Raw genomic sequence first — 16,749 nt, 5'->3', positions numbered from 1 at the left:
ATTTTGTTTTTGTTTACTAATAATTATTCCGTTCTTTGGCCACACAATGTTGCAACGATGGAAATTATAGGGTACACTTTGTCTATTTTCATCGGTATCACCCTCGGATTAATCGGTGCTGGTGGTTCCATATTGACAGTACCAGTCTTAGTCTACCTATTCCATATACATCCTACACTAGCAACGTCCTATTCCCTATTTATTGTTGGAAGTACAAGTTTCATAGGAAGTTTCATCAAAACAAAGGAAAAATGTGTAAATTTCCGGGCAACATTATACTTCGGAATTTCCTCTGTTATCGTTGTACTTTTAGTCCGTAAAGTTTTACTGGTCCATATACCCGAAGTTATTCTAGAGATCAACCATTATCAGCTTACAAAATCAACGTTAACCATGATCTCATTTGCTACATTGATGCTCGGATCTTCGTGGAGTATGATAAAAAACAAGAAAATTCAATCTAGCCCTCAACATCCAGTTAAACAACATACCATTAAGATGATTGCATGGGGCATTGGAATTGGACTTGTAACCGGTTTTTTAGGTGCTGGAGGAGGATTTCTGATCATACCGGCCTTAGTTATATTGCTTCATATGCCTATACGTATAGCAATAGGCACATCATTATCAATCATTACGATCAATTCTCTTATTGGTTTTCTTGGCGATATCGATCATATAACGATAGACTGGAATTTTCTGTTCAAGCTGCTTACCATAACAACCTTGGGTGTTGGAATAGGAAATCAACTTCAGAAAAAAATTCAAACAGATCATCTAAAGCCCATATTCGGCTGGTTTATATTTATTGTTGGTATTTATATTTTAATTAAAGAACTCTTTTAGCTACTTTTAATAGCAATGGCAAGTAAATTGCAGGAGTACATTAAACTGTAACCATAATCTAATATGCTGGTAAAAAAATACTCTGGAGAACTAGTTCCATTTAACAGTGACAGCTTACGTCATTCTTTAACGCGATCTGGTGCCAACAATGAACAAGTTGAAAAAGTTTATACACAAATCAAAGAAAAACTATTTGACGGGATAAGCACAAGAGAGCTATATCAGTTAGCTTTTGAAGCCCTAAAATCACAAAGAAATTCTTTTGCAGCTCGATATAGCCTAAAAAAAGCACTTCGAGAATTAGGTCCTGAAGGTTTTTATTTCGAAAAATGGATCGCACGCTTATTTCAAGAATATGGTTTTGAAAGCACCACAGGACAAACAATCCAAGGCCACGCAGTTTCTCACGAGATAGACGTTGTTGCATCGAAAGGAAACGAGATGTTGGCCATAGAGTGCAAATTTCGAAATGATATAGATGCGAAAATTTCAGTGACAACTCCCATGTATTTCTTATCCCGATTTAAAGATATCAGTGATATATCCTATCATTTCTTCGGTCAAAATAAAAAATTCACGCAAGGATGGCTCGTTACCAATGCCTATTTAACTTCAGACTCCAAGGACTTTGGTAAGTACTATAACGTCAATTTTCTTTCATGGGACTACCCAACAGACAATAGCATAAAAAAAAGAGTGGATAAAGCTGTTTTTTATCCTGTAACCTGCCTCACAACCCTTACAGATGTAGAAGAGAAAACTTTATTACAGAACCAGATCATACTCGTGAAAGATATTATCAATAATAAAGAAGCACTCAAGTCGCTAAAATTAGACTCCGAAAAGTTAAGGTTAGTACTTGAAGAGGCTAGAGAATTAATTGACTATAAACTTGAAGAAGAGTAAAATCAAAGCTTTAGTACGCACCTACTTAGCCTTCAAAACCAAAATAAAGTTCTTATTGTCGCCTTATTCTTTAAGAAATAAAGCGACAATAAGATATAAAATAATCTACTTTCAATAATCTACTAACAGAAAAAAATCAACACATTTCTTCCAATTCCATTAAGAAAATTAGATAACACTTATGATAGATCAATCGGATAATAAATATCACCATAAATTTTTAAATCATCCAGCACAACAGGATTTTCAAATATTCCAAACACAGAAGAACCTGAGCCCGACATCGCGGCATATAATGCGCCAGATGAATACATTGCATCTTTAAGTTCCTTAATTTTAGGAAATTGCTCGAATATAGTTAGTTCAAAATCATTGTTCAGATAATACTTCCATTCCTGGATTGGCAACTGAATAATGGACCTTAAATCAAACTCAGGAGTTTTGGCAGCAACTCCGCTATAAGCCTCAACGGTAGATATGTGAATATTAGGATTCACTATAACAATATAGTATGCGCTCAAATTGACCTCAATAGGAGCAAAATCAGTCCCAATACCAGTTGCATACACCGGTTTATTTTCAATAAAAAATGGACAGTCTGCGCCCAGCTGCTTCGCATAATTTTCCAGTTGTACAACAGATAGTTGCAGCTCAAATTGATCATTTAGCATTTTAAGCACATAAGCTGCATCTGCAGATCCACCACCCATCCCAGCTCCGATTGGTATTCTTTTTAATAAATGAATAGCAACCGAAGGAATATCAAAATCTTGTTGAATTAAATGATATGCACGCTCACATAAATTCATACCCTTTCCAGGGATCACAATACCCTCCGACGAAAAAGTTGTACTACCGGAACTTAGTGGAACAATTTCAACAGCGTCATACAGGTTAACGGGGTAAAAGATCGTCTCTAAATCATGATAACCATCAGGTCGCTTACCTACAATATGAAGACCCAAGTTTATTTTAGCATTTGGAAAAGATAGCATAAAAGATATTTAATAAAGATCAGTGATAAAATTATGGATTCTATGTTAATATTCAAAAGTACCTGCTAACCAGATAGGAACTGTAAATTCTTCAATGAGGTGTGCTAATTTATAATTTTTATAATTATCTACGGTCAACCAAGTTGCTTCTTCAAGCTCTGCCTGTGGTATTATAACTAATTTTTCCTTAAACTCTATTCTAAAAACCTCACCTCTAACGAGCGTATCAGCTTCATTAACTGCTTCGGTTTCATGAAAGCCCATATATTCTAAATCTCGTGATAAAATATCCAGATCTAATTCTTCTTTTAGCTCGCGAATAAGGGCTTGAGAAGATAGCTCACCTTTTTCAATTTTACCACCAGGCATCATAAAATAGGATGAGCCTTTTTTTCTTACAACCAAAAGCCTATTATCAGCATCAACAATCATTGCACCTGCTAAATAAATCGTATTCATAGTTTCTCGTTTTAAGATGCCATAAGTGGCATCATGTTATAAAGTAAAAAGCGACTATTTCCATAATCGCTTTTTATATATTCATTTCTAACACTATTATGTATCTAAACCTTTTAAAAGTGTTAAATATCTTTCAATAGCTTCTCGCTTTTTAGCTGTAAGATGATAGTTCAAACTTGATGTAAGATAATGACGGTAATCAAAATCTTTATATTCAGGCAATCCTGGAATCACAGCTTCAGAATGTGAAACTCCCAGTTTTAAAGCTTCATTAAATGAAGTGATAAATGCTTCCGGTAACTGCTTTTTACTGACCCAAACTGCGAACGCAAAAGGAAGACCTGTAAATTCTTTCCAGGTAAGTCCAAGATCGTAAACATAAGGGACTTCATTCTTTTTGCCAAATGTTCGGTCTCCTATCAAGACATAAGCATCCGCCTCATCTATATTGGCAACAAGTTTAACTTGACGCTTCCAGTGATGCTTTAACAACACGCGTGCTAAACCATTAGAAGTGCGTGATTGCTGATCCAGATATAATGTCTGGATTTCTTCAATCGGTTTATGGGAAAAAATAAAAACCGAATCAACAGCCCCCTCCGTACCGATACAGTAGTCGGTGATGATATGCGCTTGAGGAAGACTTAATAACGCTGCTATAGGAATAATACCCAAATCAGCTTTATCATCAATTACTTTCTGGGCACATACACTCGGATTATCCAAGCTCAATTCGATCTGATCTAAAACTGCAGATTGTCTAATCCCATTTAAAAACGGCAATGTATTCGTATACGAAACTGCCGATACTCTCACTTTATCCATTTGTCAATACCTCTAGATGTTTCGTATTATAATAGTCAATGATTTCAAATTGATCATTATCATACGTTAATTTATATAAGGCAGTGTTTGTATGAGGAAATTCATCCATTTTTGAGGCATCTACACCTGTCAATAGGCAAAGAATAATACGTAAGGCACGACCGTGCATACAGACAAGTACGGTTTCTTCATGCTCTTGTTTAACCATATGTGCTATGGCATCACTTTGACGTAACATCAATGCATTAGGAGATTCCCCCTCATCTACACTGACATCCAATTCACCATTTTTCCATGCTGATACCAGCGCATTGAATCCACTCATGATAGATTCGTCTTGCTCTTTACCTTCGTAGATTCCCCAACTAATTTCATCTAAGCCCTCGAGCTCTTGCCAAGAAATACCATCTTTAATAAAAGATTCTACTGTTTGATGTGTTCTCAACAAGGTTGAGGTATAAATTTTATCAAACGGGATATCTTTATAAGCATCATAAAAAGCTTGAGCCTGTGCCAATCCCGTTTCATTTAGAGGAGAATTCACGCCACGTCCCTGAACAATACCTTTCAAATTCAGATCAGTTTGTCCATGGCGAATAAAATAAAAAGTCTTTTTCAAAATATGTCTTAATTATTTACAACAGGAAGTGAATAATAATTCTTCTTCTTGCTATCGTCTTCAAAAACCACATCCTTGTAATCTGTGACAACATGATATAAGGTATCACGCTCTATTGGATGACGTCCTACCTTTCTAATCAACTCAACCAACTGTTGCGTCGACATACCGGGATTCTGTTCCTCCGCTCCTGCCATACTGTAAATCTTCGTCGTATCATCCAGTGTTCCATCGATATCATCAACACCAAATGCTAAGGACATTTGTGCAGTATCCCTTGAAATCATTGCCCAATACGCTTTTATATGATCAAAATTATCTAGATAAATACGTGCTATCGCATAATTTCTTAAATCTTCAATCACAGAAACCTCAGAAATATGTGACATTTGATTTTCTTTATTTCTAAATTTCAATGGAATAAAGGTTTGAAAACCGCCAGTCTTATCTTGCAACTGACGAAGTCTTTCCATATGATCTACACGATGCCAAAATTGCTCGATATGACCATAAAGCATGGTTGCATTGGTATGCATTCCCAACTTATGTGCCTGTTCGTGGATATCCAACCACTGTTCAGCAGTACATTTATCATGGGCAATCTGCTCTCTGATCTCTGGATGGAAAATTTCAGCCCCACCACCAGGCATCGAATCCAAACCACAAGATTGCAAATACTTCATACCTTCATAATGACTCAATTTAGCCTTTTTGAAAATATAATAATATTCCACAGGAGTCAATCCTTTAATATGCAATTCCGGACGATGTGCTTTACATTTTTTAAAGAACTCCGCATAAAAATCAAGATTTTGCTTCGGCACCACACCACCTGTAATATGTACTTCCGTTACAGCTTCATCATCATACTTCTTCACGATATCCATCATGCCTTCCACATCCATTTCCCATCCTTCAGCACGTTCCTTGATCATACGGGAATATGAACAGAATTTACAATCGTAAACACATACATTAGTAGGCTCAATATGAAAATTACGATTAAAAAATGTGATATCCCCGTGTCTTTTCTCACGAATAAAATTCGCCAAAACACCTAAATAACCCAATTCGGCTTTTTCATAAAGGTATACCCCTTCATCAAATGTGATGCGTTCCTCTTGCAACACTTTATTCGCTATATTTCTTAACTCACTATCCAAAAGCGGATTAGAAATTAAGAAATTTAATTTTTCTTTAGCATCCATTAGCATGTCTCCTAGTCTATAACAAATGTACCAAAAACAAGGCTAAATTCGTAGAATTTAGCCTTGTTTTTGGTACTGCAATATATGTTGAACAACAATTAATCTGTGAACTGTTGCATATCTATTAATTTCCGGTATAAACCCTCCTGCTGAATCAATTCACTATGGCTACCTGATTCCACAATTTGACCAGCATCAATTACGACAATTGTGTCGGCGCTCTGAATCGTACTTAGACGGTGTGCAATAACAACTGTAGTACGATTTTCCATCAACTTATATAAGGAATCCTGAACTAATTTCTCAGATTCAGTATCCAAAGCTGATGTTGCTTCATCAAGCAACATAATGGGAGGATTTTTTAAAACAGCACGGGCAATACATATACGTTGGCGCTGTCCTCCAGAAAGTTTAGCCCCTCGATCACCGATATTTGTTTCATAACCCAATTCTGTTTTTAAAATAAATTCATGAGCATTCGCGATTTTTGCAGCAGCTTCAACCTCTTCCTGCGTAGCAGAAGTATTAGAGAAAGTAATATTATTAAAAATCGTGTCATTAAACAAAATGGATTCTTGATTAACTACTCCAATCATCGTGCGCAAAGACTCTTGATCGAGATCTCTTAAGTCTATTCCGTCAAAAAGAATCTGACCGCCGGTAACATCCATAAACCGTGGTATCAGATCTACCAGTGTAGATTTACCGCCCCCGGATGGGCCTACTAGCGCAATTGTCTTACCTTTTTCAATAGTCAAATTGATATTCTTCAAGATGTTCTTTTCACCATAAGAAAAATCGACCTGTTGAAATTCAATCGCTTCTTTAAAATCAGTAACTTCCTTAGCATTAGGCTTATCAGTAACTTCACTTTTGGTATCAATCAATTCCAGCACACGCTCACCAGCAGCAATACCATTATGAATATTGCTAAATGCATCAGTTAATGCTTTTGCAGGACGCATAACTTGGGAGAATATCGCGATATATGCAATAAATTCCGACGCACCAAATTCATCACTACCTGACAAAACTAAATTTCCCCCATATAATAAAATAATCGCCACCATGATTACACCTAACAATTCGGATACTGGCGAACCCATTTGTTGACGGCTCGCCATAGCACGCATAATACCGGCATAACGATCGTTCTCATCATTAAAACGCTTTTTGACAAAATTTGTCCCATTAAATGCTTTAACAATGCGAGCACCCGATAAGGCCTCATCTAAAAATGAAATCATATTCGCATAGGAGGTTTGTCCTGCGATAGCTTGCGCCTTTAAATTCTTAACAATCTTCGATATAAAAAATGCAGAAACTGGGATAACTAACATCGCAAAAAGAGTCAATTTGGTTGAGATCGCAAATAACGTGACTAAATATGCAATAAGTTGAAGTGGTTCTTTAAAAGCTACTTGCAAAGTACCTGTAACAGAAAACTGTACCACCTGAACATCTGAGGCTATTTTTGAAATAATATCTCCTTTTCTTTGACTGTTAAAATATCCTAAGTGCAGATCCATCACATTATCAAAAACAGCTTTACGCAAATTCAACAAAGTGTGAATTCGTAAATTTTCCATAATGCGTTGAGATAGATAGCGAAACAAATTACTGATGAAAACAGAAAAAATAATTGCAATACACACATATTGCAATGCTTTATAAGGGCCAAACTCTTGATTGGCAAAATTTGAATAATAGTTGAAATAATCCAAGGGATTATAACCATCTGGCTTTACCAAAACCATCTGAATAGCAGGTTCTTCCTTAAGAAATAAGGTATTTAACAAAGGAGCCAACATCGCCAAGTTTAACGTACTGAATACAACTGTAATTAATGTAAAGATAATATACGGAATAGCATATTTCTCAATGGGTTTGGCAAAAGAAAGTAATCTAAAGTATGTTTTCATTTATGATATTAAGGTAGCAAAAATACTAAAATTACGCGCAATATATAAGGAATACTTTAAAGGAATGAAATCTTGCACTTGGATGATATTAAAAATTTAATTCAATAAACACCAATTTAAACGACATTATACTAGTATTTTAATAGAAAAAGCCTAATTTAGTCCTTGTAAATTGTAAAATACCAGAACATAATGCAAATAGAAGTTGCCAAAAGGTTGCAACAAACCGAAGAATATTATTTCTCAAAAAAATTAAGAGAGATTGATGAGCTCAATAAAGCAGGTGCTCGCGTGATTAATTTAGGCATCGGAAGCCCCGACTTACCTCCTCACCCTGAAGTTATTCAGACCTTGACGACAGAAGCGGCTAAAACCAATGTACATGGCTATCAAAACTATAAAGGTTCACCTGTTTTGAGGCAAGCTATTGCAGATTGGTATCAACGCTATTATCAGGCAACATTCAATCCAAATACAGAGATTTTACCTTTAATAGGTTCTAAGGAGGGCATTGTTCATATTTGCATGACTTATTTGCAAGAAGGTGATCACGTATTAATACCAAACCCAGGATATCCTGCTTATGCCGCCGCAGTGCGACTAAGTGGAGCGTCCGCAATCACGTATGATTTATCTGAAGAAACGGATTGGTTACCTAATCTTAAAAAGCTTTCTGAAAGCGACTTGTCAAAAGTTAAATTAATGTGGATCAATTATCCACATATGCCTACTGGTTCTAGTGCAAATGAAGCATTTTATCATGAGCTGATTGCTTTTGCAAAGGCTAACCACATTTTAATCTGTCATGACAATCCTTATAGCTTTATCTTAACAGACAGACCTAAAAGCATTATGTCTATTGAAGGAGCGAAAGATGTTGCCTTGGAACTTAATTCATTAAGCAAATCCTCCAATATGGCAGGATGGCGAATCGGTATGTTAGTGGGTGCAGAGGCGCGAATCAATGAAGTATTACGTTTTAAAAGCAACATGGATTCGGGAATGTTCTTACCAGCTCAATTAGCAGCGGCCAAGGCATTGCAGTTGGATCAAACATGGTATCAAGATTTAAATGCAATCTATCACGAAAGAAGACAGTTGGTTTTCGAAATCATGAACCTGTTGGGTTGTACATATAAAAAGAATCAGGTCGGTTTATTTGTGTGGGCCAAAATTCCAGATAATTACGAATCAGGCTACACGTTAAGTGATGAGGTGTTAGATCTATCACGTGTCTTTATTACTCCCGGGGGTATATTCGGAAGTGCAGGAAACGCCTATATTAGAATAAGTTTATGTGCCTCAGCTGAAGTGTTAAATGAAGCAATTGCTAGAATAAAAGAAGCAAAAGGAACGAATTAAGATTGAAATAAAATGATGAATATAGCCATTATTGGCGTCGGGTTAATTGGTGGCTCCGTCGCCATGAAACTAAAAGAAAAGAAATTTTGTGATCAGGTATTTGGTGTTGACAAAAGTGATGCTAATTTAACAAAAGCATTGCAAATTGGATTCATTGATCAGAAAGCAACATTGGAGGAAGCTCTAGAAAAATGTAAAGTGATTATTTTAACGGCTCCCGTTGATGCTATTATCACATTAGCTCCCAAAATATTAGATTTAGTGACGGATCAAGTTATTATTGACATGGGTTCTACTAAGCTTAATATCTTACAATTAATCGCTGAACATGCCAATCGTGGTCGTTATGTTGCTGCTCATCCTATGGCAGGTACTGAATATTCAGGCCCAGAAGCGGCACTACCAAACTTGTTCAAAGATAAAATGATGGTTTACGTTGAGGCATTCAAATCTGATGAAGATGCTTTCGAATTAGCAGATTCCATTACTGAACAACTGGAAATGCGGACATCATTTATGACTGCAGAAGAGCATGATACACATACAGCTTATGTTTCGCATATTTCCCACCTGACTTCTTTTGCTCTTGCTCTAACTGTTTTAGAGAAAGAGAAATCGCAGGGCCGGATATTTGAATTGGCAGGATCTGGTTTTGAATCAACGGTACGCTTAGCAAAAAGCTCACCGGATATGTGGACACCTATTTTTAAACAGAACAGAGTTAATGTACTCGAAGTCTTAGAGGAAAACATCAAGCAGCTGCAGGCTTTAAAAGATGCCATCCAAGATGAAAATTACAGTCAATTACACAAATTGATTAAAAAATCAAATAAGATTAAACGTATTATTAAATAAAAACCACTTGCTCCAACTGGCAAAGGCGAATTATTGTTTCATACAAAGTAATTTGAAGAAAGCATAGGAACTCACAAGGTTCCTATGCTCTTTTTATAAAAAAAACGATCACAGGATCATCGCTCTGCTGTTGTCTGTTTAACATCGTATGCTTCAGTTATATTGCTTTCAATTACTTATATGGATTTCATCCACGACGTATAAACATATCGGAATAAATAAATGCTGCCCCATCAACTACCAATACTTACATAATAGTGAGAGCTTACGATCAATTACGAGTAGAATTAGAGGTATTTTCTAAGAAATAGCATAAAATATTTTGGTTTGTAAAAAGCAAGGCATATATTTGCAACGTAGTTCAAATAGAAATACATCTAATCAACACCTCTTAATCAGGTCTTGATTTATAAAGAAGTGGCGAGAGACTGGCTCAATGACCCACTGGCAACCTTCAAAATACGTTTGAAAAGGTGCCAATTCCTGTCCAAAGTAATATTGCTTTGGAGGATATAAATGAAACGACAAATGATAATAACATTACAACAAAACAAGAAGGTAAATTCTAGCACCAACGTAACAGATACAAATATTCCATCAAAACAGATGCGAATGCTTTTGCACATGTTTACGTTTTCTTGTTAATCAATCTTTTTTAAAATTTATTGATTTCAAGTACATATCCATGTGCACAATCTCACCCCTATTTTATATTAACGAATCTTCAACTAATTAATTATAACTACAATGTCTACAAATAAAAATTTAAAATTCGAAACACTTCAAGTGCATGCTGGTCAAGTTGCCGATCCAACAACTGGAGCGCGTGCAGTACCTATATACCAAACCAGTTCATACGTATTTGAAAATGCAGAACATGGAGCGAACTTATTTGCTTTAAAACAATTTGGAAACATCTATACACGTCTGATGAATCCAACAACAGATGTATTTGAGAAACGTATTGCTGCATTGGAAGGCGGTATCGCCGCTGTAGCAGTCGCTTCTGGACAGGCTGCACAATTCATTGCATTAAATAATATCGTAGAAGCTGGTGAAAATTTTGTTTCCAGCAGTAATGTATACGGTGGTACATATAATCAATTTAAAGTAGCATTTAAAAGAATTGGTATTGAAGTACGTTTTACTAAAGAAACAACCGCCGAGGAGTTTGAATCACTAATCGATGAAAACACAAAAGCTTTATACTTAGAAACAATTGGAAACCCAAGTTACGATATCCCAGATTTTGATAAGATAGCAGCTGTCGCTAGAAAACATGACTTACCACTTATCGTAGACAATACTTTTGGAGCTGGTGGATATCTATTTAAACCTCTTGAACACGGCGCTTCTGTAGTTGTAGAGTCTGCAACAAAATGGATTGGTGGTCACGGTACAAGTATTGGTGGTGTCATCGTAGATGGTGGTACTTACAACTGGGGAAATGGTAAATTCAAACAGTTTTCTGAACCTTCAGAAGGATACCATGGATTAGTTTTTTCAGATGTTTTTGGCGTTAATGGCCCATTTGGAAACATTCAATTTGCAATCCGCGCACGTGTTGAAGGACTACGTGATTTTGGACCAGCTATTTCACCCTTCAATTCATTCCAATTAATCCAGGGCCTAGAAACATTATCGCTTCGTGTTCAGCGTCATGTAGACAACACATTAGAAATTGCGAAATGGTTAGAAGCCCATCCGCAAGTGGAAAAAGTGAATTATCCAGGGTTAAAAAGCTCTCCTAGCTTTGCAAATGCGCAAAAATATTTAAAAAATGGATATGGTGCTGTTCTTTCATTCCAAATAAAAGGTGACGTGACAAAAGCCGATGCTTTTATCGATAGCTTAGAGCTAATAAGTCATCTCGCAAATGTGGGTGATACGAAGTCATTAATCATACACCCTGCGGCGACTACACATCAACAACTGAGCGAAGAAGCTCAAAAAGCAGCAGGTGTGTTTGTAGGATTGTTACGCTTATCTGTAGGTATCGAACATATTGACGATATCAAAGCAGATTTACAGCAGGCCTTCGATAAAATAAAATAATTTCAGATAGCAATATTATATAAAAGCGTAAAAACGAATATGAGTAAGAAATTAACGATTGGAATGTTTGGATTCGGAGTTGTAGGACAAGGATTGTACGACATTATCAAGACTAAAAACTTAAATTTAGAAATTAAAAAATTTGTCATCAAGAACGCTGACAAAAAAAGATCATTACCTGCTGAATTATTCACAACAGATGCTGAGGCTATTCTTGGTGACTCTGAAATCAATACCGTAGTAGAATTGATCGATGATGCTGATGCGGCTTACGCACTGACTGTTCGTGCATTAAAATCTGGAAAAAACGTTGTTTCTGCAAATAAGAAAATGATTGCCACGCATTTAGAAGAGTTAGCGGCAATACAACAAGAATACGGAACAAGTCTACTATATGAAGGTGCAGTATGCGGAAGTATTCCAATTATCCGCAATTTAGAAGAGTATTATGATAATGAATTATTACATGCCGTGACCGGTATTTTTAATGGCTCCTCTAATTTTATATTGTCTAAAGTCTTCAACGAAAATCAACCTTATGGAGATGCGTTAAAAGAAGCGCAGGACCTAGGTTTTGCTGAAACTGATCCTACATTAGATGTCGGTGGTTTTGACCCTAAATACAAATTAACAATCGTAGCTGCTCATGCTTATGGTATCAATGTAAATCCTGATGACGTGTTTAATATTGGTATTGATAAGTTAGGGGCTCAAGATATTCGTTTTGCAAAAGAGAAAAATTTCAAAATCAAATTAATCCCTACCGCTCGAGAAATCGATCAAAATAAAGTGGTTCTCTATGTCATTCCTAAGTTTATCAGTTCGGAAAACATTTTGTTCAATGTTGAAAATGAAAACAATGGTGTACTTGTAAAAGCGGCATTTGCAGATGAACAATTTTTCTATGGCAAAGGTGCTGGTGGCCATCCTACAGGATCGGCAGTATTATCTGATATTACAGCGCTACGTTATGACTACAGATATGAGTACAAGAAGCATTTAAATACAGATGCATTATCATACAGTACCGATCATGAAATCAAGGTGTACTTGAGATATGAAGATGACAGCCTAGTTGAAAAATTAGGTTTCACAAAAATTATTGAAAGATATTATGCTCCTGATTTTAAGTACGTGATCGGAACAATCAATTTGCAGAAAATCACAGATCTTAAATCTGAAATAAACCAAACAGGAAATTTCATTGCTGAAATTGCCTAAATTAATAAAAAGCACCGAATACCAACCAATCCTAACACTTGCTAATCACAAGTGAAAAACGTTGGATCTACTTGTAGGTTCAACGTTTTTTTTATCTATCATCAACCCAATTCACTTCTATAAACTCCGCGATGCAGCTACTACAAATCATGACTTATATTTAACAATTCAGGTATTTAATTATTGACACTACTTACAACATAATTAGGCTCAAAAACTATTTAAACTGCTATTTTTTGTTAAAAAATAGCATATTTAGAACTATAATAAATATGTGGCAGAAAATTTGCTTAATATCGTTAATATCACTATATTGTGATGTTACTAAAAATATTATAAATTATGGCTAAGTGGTTAACAATTCTACTGATAATGGTAGGCAACTTGGTTTTTGCAGATACCAATACAATTAATGCACAAGAACACTCGAATTCAAGTTATATAATTCTTGCGGTTGTTGCCTTGTTGGCAATAATCTACATTCTATATAGAAGACAAAAAAGAAAATTTAACGATTAAAGGCATAAAGGGAAGTTTCACTTCCCTTTATGCCTTAGTGTTTCCATATCGAATATCATCCTCCCGCCAATCATAGGTCATTCTAACAGACCTTCATCACGAAAACTATAATAGCCATTGTCTGTAAAAATAATGTGATCATTGACCTTAATATCCATTATCCTAGAAGCCTCCGCAATCTTTTTTGTCAGAATTTTATCCGCCTGACTTGCTTCACGCGAACTAGAAGGATGATTATGAATTAATATCATTGAATGAGCTTTACAATTAAGAGCATTTCGCAGGATAATACGGACATCAACTGGAGTAAAATCATTGCCTCCACGACCTATTAATTGTTTATCCAGCACTTTACAGGCTGTATTTAAATACAAAACCCAAAATTCTTCGTGGGGAAGATCTTGTAACTGGGCCCGAAAATATTCATAGACCCGCAGACTACTGTTTAACAAAGGTTTTTCAATATATTCAGCTTCCTTTCTTCTGCGTCCCAGTTCAAGTGCAGCGACAATCGTAATCGCCTTAGCTTCTCCAATGCCTTTAAACTCACAAAGCCGCAATACCTCCATTTTGGAAAGACTATCCAGATTGTTTTGAACACTGGATAAAATACGTCTGCACAACTCAACGGCAGTTTCTTGCCTTGAGCCCGAGCCAATAAGAATAGCGAGCAACTCTGCATCAGACAGTGAACGACGACCTTGTTCCAATAATTTCTCTCTAGGACGATCTGCCTCCGCCCAATCCCGAATGACCAGTTTGCTCATATCACAATAATAAGGTGTAAAAAAGGTTTATATAATCTACTAATTTAATCATAAATTTAAAAACTTAAAATAATTAGTATCAATTATTTAAATAAATTTTAGCATTTCAGAGCATATATGAGCGTGCTTTCTTTTTTTCAAATCGTTTTGAAATCTTATATTTGTAATTGAACATTTATTTTAATAAAATGAGTAAAGCGATTATTAAAACAGAAAAGGGCGACATGACTGTACAATTTTATACAGCAGATGCTCCAAATACCGTTGCAAATTTCATCAAATTAGCTAAAGAAGGATATTACGATGGATTAAGTTTCCACCGTGTGTTACCTGACTTTGTTATCCAAGGTGGATGTCCAAATTCACGTGAAGGTGCTTCTGGTATGCCAGGAACAGGTGGTCCAGGTTACAAAATCGACTGTGAACTAACGGGTGAAAACCAATTCCATGATAGAGGCGTATTATCAATGGCACATGCTGGCCGTAACACTGGCGGATCTCAATTTTTTATCTGCCACAGCCGTAACAACACTGCTCATTTGGATAGAAATCATACTTGTTTTGGAAAAGTTATTGAAAACGTTGATATTGTAGATGATATCCGTCAAGGTGACCGTATTTTAAGTATTGAAGTTATCGAAGACTAGTTCTCAATAAGAAAAAGTGTATTATGAATTTAAGAGCATTAGTTTCTGTAACAGGAAAACCAGGATTGTTCAAATTAGTTGGACAAAATAAAGGCGGATTTATTTTAGAGACTCTAGACAGCGCTAAAATTAAATCGGTAGTAAGTTTATCTTCTACGAAAATGGCAACATTAGAAGACATTACAATTTATGGCGAAGAAGAGGAAATTCGCTTATTGAATGTTTTTGAAACAATCAAAGAAAAAGGATTAACTGTAGATCCTAAAGCAGATGGTCAAGCATTACGTGATGCTTTCCGCGAAATTGCACCAGGTCACGATGAATCTCGCGTCTATTCGTCAGATATTAAAAAAATCTTTACATGGTACAATATCATTAAAGATTTACCTTTATTTGAAGAAGAAGCACCAGCTCCTTTAGTATAATTTAGGATAAAAAAAGAGAGGGTCCTAACATATGTTAAGACCCTCTCTTTTTTTATCTTTAGTTTTCTACTTTCCTGCTTGAACAATTCCTTTACAGATATCCGATATCAAAGCTGGTCCCTCATAAATAAATCCTGTATAAATTTGAACAAGACTAGCCCCAGCATCAAGTTTTTCAATTGCATCTGCCGCAAAATGAATCCCGCCAACACCAATAATAGGAAAAGATCGGTTTGATTTTTCGGAAAGATAGCGAATGACTTCTGTCGAGCGCTTGGTCAAGGGAGCTCCACTAACCCCTCCCATTTCTTTAACTAAATTTTCATCACTTTGAAGCCCCTCTCTAGATATCGTAGTATTTGTTGCAATAACACCAGCAATACCTGTTTCCTGAACAATTTCAACAATATCATCCAATTGACTATTTGTCAAATCTGGAGCAATTTTAAGAAGAATAGGTTTCTTATTTGATTTTCGTTTATTCAATTCCTCGAGCGTATTTAAAATATGTTTCAGAGGCTCCTTTTCCTGCAGATCACGAAGTCCAGGAGTATTTGGAGAACTGACATTGACAACGAAATAATCAACATAATCAAAAAGTGCGTTGAAACAATAAATATAATCATCTACCGCCTGTTCATTTGGAGTGATTTTATTTTTACCGATATTTCCACCGATTAAAAGTCCTTTACGATCTTCAGTAGCTAAATGTTTAAGACGATTAGCCGCAACGTCAGCACCTTGGTTATTAAAACCCATACGATTGATTAATGCCTTATCAGGAATTAAACGAAACATCCGTGGTTGATCATTTCCTGGTTGAGGTCGTGGCGTTACAGTACCAATTTCAATAAAACCAAAACCAAAATTGGCCATATCAGTAATGTATTCGGCATTTTTATCAAAGCCTGCAGCCAATCCTACGGGATTTTTAAATTTAAGGCCAAATACTTCGCGAGCCAAATTCGGATTTTCATAGGTATACAGACTGCTTAATAATTTTTTAGCACCCCAGATTTTTGAAAACATTTTTAATCCACCAGTCACCGTATGATGAGCAGATTCAGGATCCATTGAAAAGAAAATAGGTTTTACCAACTTGTACATATGCACAAAGG

16 protein-coding genes and 1 riboswitch are annotated in these 16,749 nt (G+C 35.9%); of the genes, 8 read left to right on the top strand and 8 right to left on the bottom strand.

What is annotated here, in order from left to right; genetic code table 11:
* Nucleotides 1–57: 57 nt before the first annotated feature.
* Nucleotides 58–846, top strand: coding sequence for a sulfite exporter TauE/SafE family protein (locus M2265_RS01255; RefSeq protein ID WP_132768448.1), 789 nt, complete (start codon nt 58–60; stop codon nt 844–846).
* A 63-nt stretch (nt 847–909) separates the two neighbouring features.
* On the top strand, nt 910–1,752 hold the full coding sequence (locus M2265_RS01250; RefSeq protein ID WP_132768450.1) for an ATP cone domain-containing protein: 843 nt from the start codon (nt 910–912) through the stop codon (nt 1,750–1,752).
* A gap of 179 nt (nt 1,753–1,931) precedes the next feature.
* Here M2265_RS01250 and ispE read toward each other — a convergent pair whose 3' ends face one another.
* The 6 genes from ispE to M2265_RS01220 all read right to left on the bottom strand — a co-directional run bounded on the left by ispE (nt 1,932) and on the right by M2265_RS01220 (nt 7,780).
* The gene (gene ispE, locus M2265_RS01245) at nt 1,932–2,747 is read right to left on the bottom strand and encodes a 4-(cytidine 5'-diphospho)-2-C-methyl-D-erythritol kinase (protein ID WP_132768452.1); all 816 of its coding nucleotides are present in this window, start codon (nt 2,745–2,747) and stop codon (nt 1,932–1,934) included.
* A 45-nt stretch (nt 2,748–2,792) separates the two neighbouring features.
* Nucleotides 2,793–3,206 carry an NUDIX hydrolase gene (locus M2265_RS01240; protein ID WP_237682737.1) on the bottom strand — a complete coding sequence of 138 codons (414 nt, stop codon included), beginning with the start codon at nt 3,204–3,206 and terminating at the stop codon, nt 2,793–2,795.
* A 96-nt stretch (nt 3,207–3,302) separates the two neighbouring features.
* Nucleotides 3,303–4,031, bottom strand: a complete 729-nt coding sequence (locus tag M2265_RS01235) for a menaquinone biosynthetic enzyme MqnA/MqnD family protein (protein WP_132768454.1) — start codon at nt 4,029–4,031, stop codon at nt 3,303–3,305.
* Entirely contained in the window at nt 4,024–4,650 is a 627-nt protein-coding gene (locus M2265_RS01230; RefSeq protein WP_021189679.1) for a histidine phosphatase family protein, read from the bottom strand. Before M2265_RS01230 ends, M2265_RS01235 begins: the two co-directional genes overlap by 8 nt.
* A gap of 8 nt (nt 4,651–4,658) precedes the next feature.
* Entirely contained in the window at nt 4,659–5,858 is a 1,200-nt protein-coding gene (gene mqnE, locus M2265_RS01225; RefSeq protein WP_132768456.1) for an aminofutalosine synthase MqnE, read from the bottom strand.
* Between the two features lie 98 nt (nt 5,859–5,956).
* Nucleotides 5,957–7,780, bottom strand: coding sequence for an ABC transporter ATP-binding protein (locus M2265_RS01220; RefSeq protein WP_132768458.1), 1,824 nt, complete (start codon nt 7,778–7,780; stop codon nt 5,957–5,959).
* Between the two features lie 192 nt (nt 7,781–7,972).
* Here M2265_RS01220 and M2265_RS01215 point away from each other — a divergent pair, with 192 nt between their 5' ends.
* The 4 genes from M2265_RS01215 to M2265_RS01200 all read left to right on the top strand — a co-directional run bounded on the left by M2265_RS01215 (nt 7,973) and on the right by M2265_RS01200 (nt 13,273).
* The gene (locus M2265_RS01215) at nt 7,973–9,142 is read left to right on the top strand and encodes a pyridoxal phosphate-dependent aminotransferase (RefSeq protein ID WP_132768460.1); all 1,170 of its coding nucleotides are present in this window, start codon (nt 7,973–7,975) and stop codon (nt 9,140–9,142) included.
* Nucleotides 9,143–9,154: 12 nt separating this feature from the next.
* Nucleotides 9,155–9,997: a prephenate dehydrogenase gene (locus M2265_RS01210; protein WP_243655377.1), complete on the top strand. Its 843-nt coding sequence runs from the start codon at nt 9,155–9,157 to the stop codon at nt 9,995–9,997.
* A gap of 404 nt (nt 9,998–10,401) precedes the next feature.
* Nucleotides 10,402–10,516, top strand: a riboswitch (SAM riboswitch).
* Between the two features lie 228 nt (nt 10,517–10,744).
* Nucleotides 10,745–12,052, top strand: a complete 1,308-nt coding sequence (locus M2265_RS01205) for an O-acetylhomoserine aminocarboxypropyltransferase/cysteine synthase family protein (protein ID WP_132768462.1) — start codon at nt 10,745–10,747, stop codon at nt 12,050–12,052.
* Between the two features lie 39 nt (nt 12,053–12,091).
* A complete protein-coding gene (locus M2265_RS01200) occupies nt 12,092–13,273 on the top strand; it encodes a homoserine dehydrogenase (protein ID WP_132768464.1) in 1,182 nt (393 codons plus the stop codon).
* A 596-nt stretch (nt 13,274–13,869) separates the two neighbouring features.
* Here M2265_RS01200 and radC read toward each other — a convergent pair.
* A complete protein-coding gene (gene radC / locus M2265_RS01195; protein WP_132768466.1) occupies nt 13,870–14,559 on the bottom strand; it encodes a RadC family protein in 690 nt (229 codons plus the stop codon).
* Between the two features lie 188 nt (nt 14,560–14,747).
* Between radC and M2265_RS01190 the strand changes: the two genes are divergently transcribed.
* Both M2265_RS01190 and M2265_RS01185 read left to right on the top strand, forming a co-directional pair.
* On the top strand, nt 14,748–15,206 hold the full coding sequence (locus M2265_RS01190) for a peptidylprolyl isomerase (RefSeq protein WP_021189688.1): 459 nt from the start codon (nt 14,748–14,750) through the stop codon (nt 15,204–15,206).
* A 23-nt stretch (nt 15,207–15,229) separates the two neighbouring features.
* Complete coding sequence (locus tag M2265_RS01185; RefSeq protein WP_132768468.1) at nt 15,230–15,631, top strand: DUF5606 domain-containing protein; 402 nt, start codon at nt 15,230–15,232, stop codon at nt 15,629–15,631.
* Nucleotides 15,632–15,697: 66 nt separating this feature from the next.
* On the opposite strand, the gene M2265_RS01180 is transcribed toward M2265_RS01185, so the two are convergent.
* Nucleotides 15,698–16,738, bottom strand: a complete 1,041-nt coding sequence (locus tag M2265_RS01180; protein ID WP_132768470.1) for a quinone-dependent dihydroorotate dehydrogenase — start codon at nt 16,736–16,738, stop codon at nt 15,698–15,700.
* Nucleotides 16,739–16,749 lie beyond the last annotated feature (11 nt).

Source organism: Sphingobacterium kitahiroshimense (assembly GCF_025961315.1).
GTDB lineage: Bacteria > Bacteroidota > Bacteroidia > Sphingobacteriales > Sphingobacteriaceae > Sphingobacterium > Sphingobacterium anhuiense.
Note: the sequence above shows the minus strand (reverse complement) of the source record. Positions and strands in the feature narration are given on the sequence as shown.